Source organism: Verrucosispora sp. WMMA2121 (genome assembly GCF_027460185.1).
Classification (GTDB): domain Bacteria; phylum Actinomycetota; class Actinomycetes; order Mycobacteriales; family Micromonosporaceae; genus Micromonospora; species Micromonospora palythoicola.
Map to the genome: position 1 here is coordinate 626863 of NZ_JAPZBH010000006.1, position 12274 is coordinate 639136.

General features: G+C 73.0%; 12 protein-coding genes. 4 read left to right on the forward strand and 8 right to left on the reverse strand.

What is annotated here, in order from left to right; all coding sequences use genetic code 11:
• Positions 1–69 precede the first annotated feature (69 nt).
• On the forward strand, positions 70–1269 hold the full coding sequence (locus tag O7605_RS11775; RefSeq protein WP_269739226.1) for a hypothetical protein: 1200 nt from the start codon (positions 70–72) through the stop codon (positions 1267–1269).
• Between the two features lie 129 nt (positions 1270–1398).
• Here the strand turns inward: O7605_RS11775 and dxs are convergent, their stop codons facing one another.
• The 3 genes from dxs to O7605_RS11790 form a co-directional block, all read right to left on the reverse strand.
• Positions 1399–3345 carry a 1-deoxy-D-xylulose-5-phosphate synthase gene (gene dxs, locus O7605_RS11780; protein WP_269739227.1) on the reverse strand — a complete coding sequence of 649 codons (1947 nt, stop codon included), beginning with the start codon at positions 3343–3345 and terminating at the stop codon, positions 1399–1401.
• Positions 3346–3498: 153 nt separating this feature from the next.
• The gene (locus O7605_RS11785) at positions 3499–4719 is read right to left on the reverse strand and encodes a class I SAM-dependent RNA methyltransferase (RefSeq protein WP_269739228.1); all 1221 of its coding nucleotides are present in this window, start codon (positions 4717–4719) and stop codon (positions 3499–3501) included.
• Positions 4716–6764 (reverse strand): APC family permease, encoded by a 2049-nt coding sequence (locus tag O7605_RS11790; protein WP_269739229.1) that lies wholly within the window; start codon positions 6762–6764, stop codon positions 4716–4718. The genes O7605_RS11785 and O7605_RS11790 overlap by 4 nt, the downstream gene beginning before the upstream one ends.
• Before the next feature lie 152 nt (positions 6765–6916).
• Here O7605_RS11790 and O7605_RS11795 point away from each other — a divergent pair, with 152 nt between their 5' ends.
• Entirely contained in the window at positions 6917–7579 is a 663-nt protein-coding gene (locus tag O7605_RS11795) for a potassium channel family protein (RefSeq protein WP_269739230.1), read from the forward strand.
• Positions 7576–8271, forward strand: coding sequence for a potassium channel family protein (locus tag O7605_RS11800; RefSeq protein ID WP_443083916.1), 696 nt, complete (start codon positions 7576–7578; stop codon positions 8269–8271). Before O7605_RS11795 ends, O7605_RS11800 begins: the two co-directional genes overlap by 4 nt.
• A gap of 45 nt (positions 8272–8316) precedes the next feature.
• On the opposite strand, the gene O7605_RS11805 is transcribed toward O7605_RS11800, so the two are convergent.
• The 4 genes from O7605_RS11805 to dut all read right to left on the reverse strand — a co-directional run bounded on the left by O7605_RS11805 (position 8317) and on the right by dut (position 10821).
• A complete protein-coding gene (locus O7605_RS11805; RefSeq protein WP_269739232.1) occupies positions 8317–9039 on the reverse strand; it encodes a DUF3159 domain-containing protein in 723 nt (240 codons plus the stop codon).
• Positions 9040–9070: 31 nt separating this feature from the next.
• The gene (locus O7605_RS11810) at positions 9071–9451 is read right to left on the reverse strand and encodes an OB-fold nucleic acid binding domain-containing protein (RefSeq protein ID WP_269739233.1); all 381 of its coding nucleotides are present in this window, start codon (positions 9449–9451) and stop codon (positions 9071–9073) included.
• A 174-nt stretch (positions 9452–9625) separates the two neighbouring features.
• Positions 9626–10294, reverse strand: a complete 669-nt coding sequence (locus O7605_RS11815; protein ID WP_269739234.1) for a DUF3710 domain-containing protein — start codon at positions 10292–10294, stop codon at positions 9626–9628.
• Complete coding sequence (dut, locus tag O7605_RS11820; protein ID WP_269739235.1) at positions 10291–10821, reverse strand: dUTP diphosphatase; 531 nt, start codon at positions 10819–10821, stop codon at positions 10291–10293. Before dut ends, O7605_RS11815 begins: the two co-directional genes overlap by 4 nt.
• An 86-nt stretch (positions 10822–10907) precedes the next feature.
• Here dut and O7605_RS11825 point away from each other — a divergent pair, with 86 nt between their 5' ends.
• On the forward strand, positions 10908–11399 hold the full coding sequence (locus O7605_RS11825) for a DUF3093 domain-containing protein (protein ID WP_164445572.1): 492 nt from the start codon (positions 10908–10910) through the stop codon (positions 11397–11399).
• A 57-nt stretch (positions 11400–11456) separates the two neighbouring features.
• Here O7605_RS11825 and O7605_RS11830 read toward each other — a convergent pair whose 3' ends face one another.
• A complete protein-coding gene (locus O7605_RS11830) occupies positions 11457–12251 on the reverse strand; it encodes a hypothetical protein (RefSeq protein WP_269739236.1) in 795 nt (264 codons plus the stop codon).
• Between the last annotated feature and the right edge of the window lie 23 nt (positions 12252–12274).

Below are 12274 nucleotides of genomic sequence, written 5' to 3' on the forward strand. Positions count from 1 at the left end.
AGCATCGGCGGGACATCTCGTACTATTGCCCTCCGACACGACGACGCGATCCGATCGGGGGCGTGACAGGTGGCTCCAGCCCGTTGGCGCGGCTTGACCGCCACCGGCCTGTCCACCCTGCTGATCGCGGTCACCGCCTGCGGGCCGGTCGCCGAGCGTCAGGCACGGGACCTGCGGGTCGGCTACGACAGCATGGACGGCGCCCTGACGGTGTGGCCGCCGCGCGGCTCCCTGGCCGAGGACACCACGGCGACCGCCGCCGTCACCGAGGCGGTACGCGACTGGCGCTCGCCCGTGGACGACCGGGTGCACGTACCCTCCTCCGGCATCCTCTTCTCCGGTGAGGTCGACGGCCGTCCGCTGGCCCTGGTCGCCGCCTCGGTACCCGGCGAGGCCGCGTCCTGGCTGCTCCAGCTCACCGGCGACGGCGGCCGCTACACGGTCAGTCACGCCACCGAGTACACCGACCCCGGCTACCTGGTCTACTCCGACGTGTTGCCGGTCCAGTCCGCCGACGGCCGGCGCTACCTGACCTCCGAACGGGTCCGGCGGCTGGTCGGGCCGAACGGTCGCATCGTCTCCGACCGCGACGGCCTGACCAACCCCGTCGAGGTGCCCCGGTGTCGCGCGGTGACCGTCACCGCCACCCTGCGCTCCACCGAGTCGTTGCCTCGGGGCCGGGCCACCGACCGGCTGCTCGACCTCGGCACCGGCATCACCGCCCCGCGATATCCGCTGGTCCGCGACGAGAGCGGCTCCGGCCGACGCGCCCTGACCGGCCTCGACACCTGTCTGCTGGCCGACGAGGACGGCCCGTTCGGCAGCATCGACCGGCGGGTCGGCGACCGGGACGTCCCGCAGTCGGTGCCGGCGTCCTGGCCGATGGCGAAACTCGCCGTGCGTACCCTCGGCGAGTTGTCGCTCGACGGAGGCGAGCCGGCCGAGTTGGAGCAGCTCACCTGGGAGAGCGCCGAGGGCACGATGAGCGCGGTGGTGTACCGGCCCGCCGACGACGGCGCGGTGGTGCTCTCCCCCGCCGACCGGACGAACCCGTTGCAGGTCTACGAGCTGCCGGTGCCGGATCAGCCGCTGGTCGTGCTGAGCTGGCGCGCCACCAAGGACACCGCGCTCTCGGTGCCACCTAACACGATCCGCCTGGTCGACCGCCCCGGCCTGGTGGTGGCTCCCCTCCCCGAGCGCCGCGAGACCTTCAGCCTCGCCGCCGCCGAAAAGACCCACTACCGCTCCGCCGGCTCCCCCCGCCGCTAACCCCACCCAACCCCCCGACCCCCGACCACCCGGGTTGATCATGAAGTTGTTGTCATGCCACGCCGATGGCGGTGACAACAACTTCATGATCAACGGCGCGAGGCATTCGCGCGGGGCCGGGTGGGAAGGTCAGTTGGGGGTGGGGTTGGCGGTCAGGTGGCGCGGGTCGACCGGTTCGGTGTCGAGGCGGGAGATCCAGCCGGTCACGTCGCGGGCCACGTCCTGAGCCGTCAGGCCGAGGTCGGTCAGGAGCTGGCTGCGCGAGCCGTGCGGATGCCAGCCGGCCGATACGCCCAGGTCCCGCAGCGGCACCCGGACATCGGCGTCGCGCATGGCCTGGGCGAGCGCGTCGCCCACCCCGCCGGAGCGGACGCCGTCCTCGACGGTCACCACCAGCCGGTGCTCGCTGGCCAGCTCGACCAGCTCCGTCGGGACCGGACGGACCCAGCGTGGGTCGACCACGGTCACCCCGTAGCCCTGCTCGGCGACCCGGGCGGCGACGTCCACGCCAAGCTGACCGAAGGCCCCCACCGCGACCAGCAGCACGTCGGTACGCGCCGACTCCGCCAGCACGTCGACCGGACCGACCCGCCGTAGACCGGGCAGATCGGCGGCGACCGCGCCGGTCGGGAAGCGGACGATCGTCGGGCCGTCGTCGACGGCGACCGCCTCACGCAGCTCCTCACGCAGCGTGGCGGCATCCCGGGGGGCCGCGATCCGCAGACCCGGCACCGCCCCGAAGACCGACATGTCCCAGATGCCGTAGTGGCTCGGCCCGTCGGGCCCGGTGATCCCGGCCCGGTCCAGCACGAAGGTGACTGGCAGCTTGTGCATCGCCACGTCCAGCAGGACCTGGTCGAACGCCCGGTTGAGGAAGGTCGCGTAGACCGCCACCACCGGGTGCAGGCCACCGAGCGCCAGGCCCGCCGCCGACGTGGCGGCGTGCTGCTCGGCGATGCCCACGTCGTAGGTGCGCTCCGGGTACTTGCGGGCCAGCTTCGCGATGCCGGTCGGCTCGGCCATCGCCGCGGTGATGCCCACCACGTCGGGCCGCTCGTCCGCGATCGCCACCAGCTCGTCGGCGAAGACGTGGGTCCACTTCACCGACGGCGCGGCGGTGGCCTTGCCGTCGGTGATGTCGAAGGCGCCGGGGCTGTGGAAGCAGTCCGCCTCGTCCTCCTCGGCGGGGCGGTAGCCGTAGCCCTTGCGGGTCACCGCGTGCACGATCACCGGACCGCCGAAGTTCTTGGCCGCCCGCAGGGCCGTCTCGACGGCGGTGATGTCATGCCCGTCGACCGGCCCGACGTACTTGATGCCGAGATCCTCGAACATCGCCTGCGGGGCGACCGCGTCCTTGATGCCCTTCTTGACCGCGTGCAGCACCTCGTACATCGGCTTGCCGACCAGCGGGGTCGAGCCGAGGGCGTCCTTGACGGCGTCCAGCACCTTCTCGTAGCCGGGGTTGAGCCGCAGCGTCGAGAGGTGATGGGCCAGACCACCGATCGTCGGCGCGTACGAGCGACCGTTGTCGTTGACCACGATGACCAACGGGTTGTCGGTGGCGGCGATGTTGTTGAGCGCCTCCCAGCACATGCCGCCGGTCAACGCCCCGTCGCCCACCACGGCGACGACGCTGCGCGACTCGCCACGCAGCGCGTACGCCTTGGCCAGCCCGTCGGCGTAGGACAGGGCGGTCGAGGCGTGCGAGTTCTCGATGAGGTCGTGCTCGCTCTCGGCCTGGTTGGGGTAGCCGGAGAGCCCGCCACGCTGGCGCAGCTGGTCGAACCCGCCCTGCCGGCCGGTGACGATCTTGTGCACGTACGCCTGGTGGCCGGTGTCGAACAGCAGCCGGTCCCGGGGAGAGTCGAAGACCCGGTGCAGGGCCAGGGTGAGTTCCACCACGCCCAGATTGGGCCCGATGTGCCCACCGGTACGCGACACCTTGGCGATCAGAAAGTCGCGGATCTCGGCGGCGAGGATGTCCAGTTCGGTGGCGGACATCCGCTTGACGTCCTGGGGACCGTGCACCGTGGCCAGCAGCCGGCCGTGGTTGGCCGTGTCCTCTTCAACACTCATGACCGCAGAGTCTATCGGCCCTCGCCCGCCGCGCAGCCCGGGCGCGGCGACCACCGGTCCTGAGCACCTGGTCAGCTGCGCACCCGTAGCCGGCGTGGCGACCCCGCTGCCCGGCGGCCGTGGCAGCCCGACCACCGGACGGGGACGGGCCGGTCAGGCCGGCACCAGCAGCCCGACCAGTTCCACGTGCCGGGTCATCGGGAACAGGTCGTACCCGCGCAGCGCCGCCAACCGCCACCCCAGCTCGGTGAAGACCCGCAGGTCCCGCGCGAAGGCCGCCGGATCACAGGCGACGTAGGTCACCGCGCGCGGCCTTGCGGCCAGCACGTCGCGTACCACCCGCGCCCCGGCGCCGGTCCGGGGCGGGTCGAGCACCACCACGTCGACCGGCCCGGTGACCCGGCGACGGGCCAGGGCGGTCTCCACCCGGGCCGCCACCACCTCGACGGCGGGCAGGTCACGCAGGTTCTCCCGGGCCGCCGCGACGCCGTCACCGGCCGCCTCGACCAGGGTGACCCGTCCGGTCTCACCGACCCGGGGGGCCAACGCGGCAGCGAACAGGCCGGCGCCACCGTAGAGATCCCAGGCCCGCTCCCCCGGCCGGGGGTCGGACAGCTCCAGCACCGCGTCGACGAGGGTGTCCGCGGCGGCGGGGTGCACCTGCCAGAACGACGAGGCGGGCAGCATCCACTCGCGGCCGGCGGCCCGCTCCCGGACCCGTTCCGGGCCGCTGACCCGCCGACCGGCCCCGGCCGCCACGGCGGTCACCGCCACGTCCCCGCCGGTGGTGGCGACGGTCTCCACCGCCTCGGCGTCCGGCCAGCTCGCCCCGCTGGAGGTGAGCACCGGCAGCTGCTGGATCGCCGGATGGGCGATCAGGCAGCGGTCGACCGGCACCACCTCGTGGGAGCGGTGCTTGAGCAGCCCGGCGCGACCCGCCGCGTCCACCGCGTACCGGACCCGGGAACGCCAACCGAGCGGACCGCCGGGCAGCGCCGTCACCCGCAGGTCCAGTGCGTCGCAGTCGGCCTCGTCCAGCCCGCCGAGGCGGACGAGCTGCTCCCGGACCACCGCCGCCTTCCAGCGCAGCTGCGCGTCCGGGGCGACATGTTGCAGGTCGCAGCCGCCACACCGACCCGGTCGGGCGTACGGGCAGGGCGGGTCCACCCGGTCCGGTGCCGCCTCCAGCACGGTGACCGCGTCGGCCCGGACGAAACCCCGGTGCACCTCGGTCACCTCGGCCAGCACCCGTTCACCCGGCAGGGCGTGCCGGACGAAGACCACCTGGCCGTCCACCCGGGCCACGCAGTGCCCTCCGGGAGCGACGGCCGCCACGGTCAACTCGACCCGCTCGGCCTCCTCCAGCCCGCTCACCGGGCCTCCCCGTCCGACGGCTCGCGCTCGGCGGGCGGCGGCAGGGTGGCGCGTGGCGCCACCCGAGGCCCACGCACCGGCCCACGGCCGAGCGTGGCGTCCATCCGCTCGAGGTCCTTGCCGGCCGTCGAGGCGAGCTGCCACGGCACGCTCGTCACCATCACGCCCGGTTCGAACAGCAGCCGCCCCTTGAGCCGCAGCGCGCTCTGGTTGTGCAGCAGGTTCTCCCACCAGCGGCCCACGACGTACTCCGGGATGAAGACCGTGACCACGTCGCGCGGCGACTCCCGGCGGACCCCGGCCACGTAGTTCAGGATCGGTCGGGTGATCTCCCGGTACGGCGAGTCGATCACGGTGAGCGGGATCGGCACTCCGCGACGGTCCCAGTCGGCCTGCAACTGCCGGGTGTCGTGGTCGTCGACGTTGACGGTCACCGCGGTGAGCGTGTCCGGTCGGGTGGCCTGTGCGTACGCCACCGCCCGCAACGTGGGTTGGTGCAGCTTGCTGACCAGCACGATCGCGTGGTTGCGGGCCGGCAGCACCGGCCGCCCGTCGTCGGGGGCGAGTTCGACGGCCACCCGGTCGTAGTGTCGGCGGATGGCCAGCATCAGCACGTAGATCAGCCCCATCGCGACGATGGCGATCCAGGCGCCGAGCAGGAACTTGGTGATCAGCACGATCACCAGCACCGTGGCGGTCATCGCCATGCCGAAGCTGTTGATCGCCCGGGACCGGAGCATCCGACGCCGCACCTGCGGGTCCCGCTCGGTGCGCAGCAACCGGTTCCAGTGCCGGATCATCCCGGCCTGGGAGAGGGTGAACGAGACGAAGACACCCACGATGTAGAGCTGGATGAGCTTGGTCACCTCGGCCTGGAAGCCGATGATCAACAGGATCGCGAAACCGGCCAGGAAGAGGATCCCGTTGGAGAAGGCGAGCCGGTCACCCCGGGTGTGCAGCTGGCGGGGCAGGTAGCGGTCCTGGGCGAGGATCGAGCCGAGCACCGGAAAACCGGTGAAGGCCGTGTTGGCGGCCACGAACAGGATCGTCGCGGTCACCCCGACGACCAGGAACAGCAGCACCGACCCGGGCCCGAAGATCGTCTCACCGAGTTGCGCGGTGACCGTCTTCTGCACGTACCCCTCCGGGCCGGAGACGATCTGCAGGGCGGGATCCTCGACGAACTGCAGCCCGGTGAGCCGGGCCAGCCAGACGATGCCGACCAGCATGCTCACCGCGACCAGGCCGAGCATCAGCAGCGTGGTGGCGGCGTTACGGCTCTTCGGCGCCTTGAACGCTGGCACTCCGTTGGAGATCGCCTCCACACCGGTGAGCGCGGCGCACCCGGAGGAGAAGCTGCGTAGCAGCAGGAACGCCATCGCCCAGCCGGTGGTGTCGTGCCACTCGGCGGCGATCACCAGGTCGGCGCTGGGAGCGCGCAGGTCCTCACCGAGCACGACGACCCGGACCAGCCCGGTGAGGATCATGCCGATGATGACGATCATGAAGCCGTACGTCGGGATGGCGAACGCGCTGCCCGCCTCCTTGATCCCGCGCAGGTTGACCGCGGTCAGCAGCACCACGGCGGAGACCGCGATGAGCACCTTGTGCGTCGCCACGAAGGGGATCACCGAGCCGAGGTTGGCCACCCCGGACGAGACCGACACCGCGACGGTCAGCACGTAGTCGACTAGCAGCGCACTGGCCACACCCACCCCGGCGCGCGGGCCGAGGTTCACCGTCGCCACCTCGTAGTCGCCACCGCCCGAGGGGTACGCGTGCACGTTCTGCCGGTAGCTGGCCACCACGGTCAGCATGACCACGACCACGCCGAGGGCGACCCACGGCGAGAACACGAACGCCGAGGCGCCCGCGATGGAGAGCATCAGCAGGATCTCGTCCGGCGCGTACGCCACGCTCGACAGCGCGTCCGAGGCGAAGACGGGCAGGGCGATGCGCTTCGGCAGGAGGGTGTGCTTGAGCCGGTCGGACCGGAACGGCCGGCCGACGAGCAGCCGCTTCAGCAGGGAGGTGGATCGGGCCACAACGGCCAAGCGTACGGCCACCGCCGACGGGCACGTGGGGTGGCCGGTCACGGGCGTGACCGAGGCGGGAGTACCGTCGGTCCCCGGCCGCGGCCCGGACGTGGCAGGCTCGCAGGCGACGAGGCGCAGCGGTACGCACCGTGGGAGGCAGCGTGCATGTCGTGATCATGGGTTGTGGCCGGGTCGGCTCGACCCTGGCTCACAACCTGGAGGCCCGGGGACACTCGGTGGCGGTCATCGACCAGGACGCGGACGCCTTCCGCCGGCTGCGGCCCGACTTCGCCGGGGTCACGGTCACCGGGGCCGGCTTCGACGGCGATGTGTTGCGCCAGGCCGGCATCGAGCGGGCCGACGCCTTCGCCGCCGTCTCCAGCGGCGACAACTCCAACATCATCTCGGCCCGGTTGGCCCGCGAGACGTTCGGTGTGGTCCGGGTCGCGGCTCGCATCTACGACCAGCGCCGCGCGCAGGTCTACGAACGACTGGGCATCCCCACCGTGGCCACCGTCCGGTGGACGGCCGACCGGATGCTGCGGCACCTGCTGCCCGAAGGGAACGTGGAGATCTTCCGCGATCCGACGAGCACCGTCTCGATCGTCGAGGTGCCGGTGCACAAGGACTGGATCGGCCGCCCGGTGCGGGCCCTGGAGGAGGCGACCGGCGCCCGGGTGGCGTACCTGATCCGCTTCGGCATCGGCACGCTGCCGACGGTGGCCAGCGTGGTGCAGGAGGGCGACCAGATCTTCATGCTGGTCACCGACGACATGGTGGCGGCGGTCACATCCGTGGCGGCGACGCCGGAAGGGGGTCAGTGATCATGCGGGTCGCTATCGCCGGCGCCGGCAACGTGGGCCGCTCCATCGCCCAGGAGCTGATCGAGAACGGGCACCAGGTGATGCTCATCGAACGGCAACCCCGGATGCTCCGGCCGGCCCGCGTGCCGGACGCCGAATGGGTGCTGGCCGACGCCTGCGAGCTGGCCAGCCTGGAGGAGGCCGAGCTGGCCGGCTGCGACGTGGTGGTCGCGGCCACCGGCGACGACAAGGTGAACCTGGTGGTCTCGCTGCTGGCCAAGACCGAGTTCGCGGTGCCCCGGGTGGTCGCCCGGGTCAACCGGGCCGAGAACGAGTGGCTGTTCACCGAGCAGTGGGGCGTGGACGTGGCGGTCAGCAAGCCCCGGGTGATGGCCGCGCTGGTCGAGGAGGCGGTCACCGTCGGCGACCTGGTCCGGCTGATGACGTTCCGGCAGGGCGAGGCGAACCTGGTCGAGATCACCCTGCCGCCGACCGCGCCCTACGTCGGGCACCCGCTGCGCGAGGTGCCCCTGCCCCGGGACTCCGCGCTGGTGGCGATCCTGCGCGGCAAGCGCGTCCTGGTACCCAGCCCGGACGACCCGCTCGAGGCCGGCGACGAGCTGGTCTTCGTCTGCACCGCCGAGGTGGAGGACGCGGTACGGGCGGTGGTGCTCGGCCCGGACAGCGTCGAGCGCACCCGCGAGTCACGCTGACCACTGCGCCGGGTCGGGCCCCGGCACCCCGACCGCCGGGGCGGCTCAGCTCGGCAGTGGCTCCGTGCGGTGCTCGCGGGTCACCCGCCGCACCGTCCAGACCGTGATCAGCAACAGCAGCACGTACGGCGGGTAGCCCAGGGCCAGCCGCGCCACCCCGAGGGCGGTCTCCATGTCGGCGGCGGCGGCCTCGTCGCCAAGCTGGTCGAACCGGCGGGCCGCCAGGTAGATGCCGGCCTGCACGCCCACCTTGGCCAGCCAGACGACGCCCCACAGCACGGTCAGCCTGGTGAAGGTGCGCACCAGCAGGGGGTCGTCGCGCCACTGCGAGCTGCCCTTGGCCACCAGCACCGACCAGATCCAGCCGACCAGCGGTTGCCGGATCACCGCCGACAGCAGCAGGGCCAGGCCGTAGCCGATGCCGTAGAGGATCCCCGGCAGGTAGAAGTCACGCGCGTCGCCGGTACGCCAGGCGATGGCGGCGCCGATCCCGATGCCGACCAGCCCGTTGACCGCGTGCCGCACCGGTCGGCGCTGAGCCAACCGCAGCCCACCGATCAGCAGCGCCACCGCCACCGAGGCGATCACCGCTGGCCGCAGGTCGGTGACGATGTTGGCGATCACGAAGACCACCACCGGGACGCTGGACTCGGCCAGCCCTCGCCAACCGCCGAGCTGGTCGGCCATCTGCTCGGCGACGGTGGGCAGCCGCTCCTCGTCCACCGGCCCGGTCTCCGGCTGGGTCGCCGGCTGCTGTCCGGTCGTCATCGCCCGCTGTCCATCCGCAACGCCCGCAGGTTCACTTCGACGGCTCCAGCTCGTAGTACGGGTTGTAGATCACCTTGCGGTCGTCGCGCACCGCGACCCGCCCCCGGGCCGTCAGGTGCCGGCCCGGCTCGATGCCGACGATGTGCCGCCGCCCGAGCCAGACCAGGGTCACGACGTCACTGCCGTCGTAGAGATCCGCCTCCAGCGCCGGCAGGTTCGTCCGGGGGGTGTAGACGACGGTACGCAGGCGGCCACTGACCGACACCACCTGCCCCCGACCGCACTGCAACACCGGCATCGCGCCGCAGCGGGCACTCTCCCGCTGCAGCTGTTGCGCCTCGATCTCGGCCTCGCTCGCGGTCAGCCGTCGCAACATCCGCCGCAGCGAACCCCGACCCTCGTCGGTGGCCATGTGCTCCGCGTCACCCTCTCCACACCGGTTGGCCGGTCTCGGAAGCCACCGCCGCCGGACAACTGCCGCGACGGCACCCGCCAGCGTACGCCGGACAGGCCGTTCCCGGCGCACCGGAAGCGCTCCTGCGGCCGGGCCGGGCACCCGCGCGGGCGCGGGGCCGCTGCTGGCCGATCAGCGGTTCCCGGGCGCCGACGCGGCGTCGGCCGGACCGGCCGCTGCGGCCTCTCCCGCCTCCCGGGGCAGCCGCAGCGGCAGCGGCTCACGCACCGGCTTGGCCTCCACACCCCGGTCGACGACCAGCCCGTCCAGGCAGCGGGTCAACGGACCGGCGGCGGACGGATCGGTGGCCGCCGCGCCCTGGTAGACCGCCCGAACCATCCAGCGCGGGCCGTCGATGCCGACGAACCGCAGATCGGTCAGGCCGTCCTCGGTGCGTACCCGGGCGTGCAGCTCGGTGCCGTACTCGCCGGTGGCCTCCTGCGCGGCGGCGCCGTCGGCGACCAGCGACTGGCGGATCTCTTCCCGTACCTCGTCCCAGATCCCCTCGGACCGCGGGGCCGCGAAGACGCCCAGTTGCAGGGCGCTCTGGCCGTGCACCAGCACGACCTGCTGGACCACCCCCTGCTGGTCGGCCTGCACCCGCACCTCGACCTCGGGCACCGCCGGAATCTGCAGGCTGCCCAGGTCGAGCCGCTGCACCTCGGTCGGGGCCTCGGTGACGTCGTACGGCCCGCGCGCCGGCTCCGCCGGAACCGACGGGGCGTCCTCGGTCTCGGGCAGGTTCGTGGCCCGCTCGTCAAGGGCGTGCCGTCCCGCGGCCCGCTTCCGGGAGAAGATCACTGCGTCCAACCTCCGCTGTTCGCACTCACGGTGCCATCTTTTCCGTTCGCGCCGTCCGTGGCCGGCGGCGGTACCAGCCCGGCGTGCCCGCCGGTGGAGCCGTGCCCGCCGGTCCCGCGTCCGGACGCGGGCAGCTCGGCCACCGGCTGGAAGATCGCTCGTTCCACCCGCTGCACGATCAGCTGCGCGATCCGGTCACCCCGGGCGATCTTCACCGCCGCGGCCCGATCGTGGTTGATCAGGTTGACCAGGATCTCACCCCGGTAGCCGGCGTCGACCGTACCGGGCGCGTTGAGCACCGTCACGCCGAGTCTGGCCGCGAGCCCCGATCGGGGATGGACCAGGCCCACGTACCCCTCGGGCAGGGCGATCGCCACGCCGGTCGGCACCAGCGCCCGACCGCCCGGTGGCAGCTCCACGTCGGCGGCCGCCACCAGATCGGCACCGGCGTCACCGGGATGGGCGTACGCCGGCATCGGCAGCTCGGGATCGAGCCGCCGGACCGGCACGGGCACCACGTCGGTCACGATGTCCCTCTTTCGTCCGTTCCGCTGGGGGTGACCCTGTCATCCTGCCCGGTACCCGAGGGCCGCCGCGCCGTACCCTGGCACGAGTGAGCCAGTCAGCGTCACCTTCGTCCGTCTCGGCCCCCCCGGCGTACGCCGAGCGCCTGCGGCTGCCCTGGTGGTTGTGGCTCGCCGGGCTCGCGGCCGCCGCCCTGCTCGCCGTGGAGGTGTGGATGGGCGCGGCCGGTGCGCGCGCCTGGCTGCCGTTCGCGGTGCTGCTGCCCGCCGCTGCCGCCGGGCTGGCGTGGTTGGGCCGGATCCGGGTCGCGGTGACCGACGCGGAGCTGCGGGTCGACGACGCCCGGCTGCCCGTCCGGTTCGTCGCGGACGCCGTCGCGCTGGACGCCGCGGGGCGGCGTGAGGTGCTCGGTGTAGGCGCCGATCCGCTGGCGTTCGTCGTCCAGCGCCCGTGGGTCCCCGGTGCCGTCCAGGTGGTCCTGAACGACCCGGCCGACCCTACGCCGTTCTGGGTGGTCAGTTCCCGCCACCCGGTCGAGCTGGCCGAAGCGCTGCTGGCCGCGCGGGACGCGGCCCGCTGATCCGAGCCGCCACCGCTCACCGGACCGTGCGCTGTCCGCCGACGCCGCTGCCGGCGGTCAGGACGACTCCGGCAGGGCCGGCGGGGTGGGCGACGCACCGGGCAGGCTGTGCCGCTGCCGACGCAGGTCGGCGCGGAGCTGGTCGGCCAGCGTCCGGGTCGCCCGCCGGTTCAGGTAGCTCGCCACCGCGGCTCCGGTGAGGAAGGGACCGAGCGTGGTGAGGTTGCGGCCGAACCGCTTGAGCAGCGTGTCCCGCAGCTCGTTCCGGGCGGCCGTACCCAGCACGGCGCCCACGCCGGCGCCGGGCATCATCGGGTTGACGCCGCGCTGGCTGGCCCATGCCTGCACCAACGCGATCGTCCGCTCGGTGCCGCCGGCCGGCAGCGGTAGGCCGTAGATCTCGTGCAGCTCACCGGTCAACTTCAGCTCCACCGCCACCACCGCGACCGTCTCGGCGGCGAGCAGTACCGGAGCGGACAGCAGGGTCGGTGTCACGGTCCACTGCACCGCCGAGGCTCCGCCGCCGGCCGCGCCGACCCCCGCCGTGGCCCGGGAGGCGTTGCGGACCAGCCGGTCGGCCAGTTCCTCGTCCGACAGCCCGGGAAAATGGCGGCGCAGGGTGGCCAGGTCCCGAACCGGCACGTGCGGGGCGATCTCCGCGACGGTGTCCACCATCCAGCGCAGCGCGGCCCTCGGCTTGAACAGGTCGCCGATCCCCCGGGCCCGAGCCTGGCCGACCAGCCGGGTGAGCAGTTGACGCCGTCTTGCCGGCTCGATCTCGTCGGCGGTCAGCGCCGCGACGGTCTTGCCCAACTCGTCGCGGTCCTCGGTGCGCTCGCTGTCCTCGCTCATGACCGCACCACGGCGCCGCGCCC

Coding starts and splice junctions, on each gene's coding strand:
- O7605_RS11805 (WP_269739232.1), bottom strand. CDS start 9,039: ATGACGACCGGACAGCAGCCGGCGACCCAGCCGGAGACCGGGCCGGTG.
- dxs (WP_269739227.1), bottom strand. CDS start 3,345: ATGAGTGTTGAAGAGGACACGGCCAACCACGGCCGGCTGCTGGCCACG.
- O7605_RS11810 (WP_269739233.1), bottom strand. CDS start 9,451: ATGGCCACCGACGAGGGTCGGGGTTCGCTGCGGCGGATGTTGCGACGG.
- O7605_RS11830 (WP_269739236.1), bottom strand. CDS start 12,251: ATGAGCGAGGACAGCGAGCGCACCGAGGACCGCGACGAGTTGGGCAAG.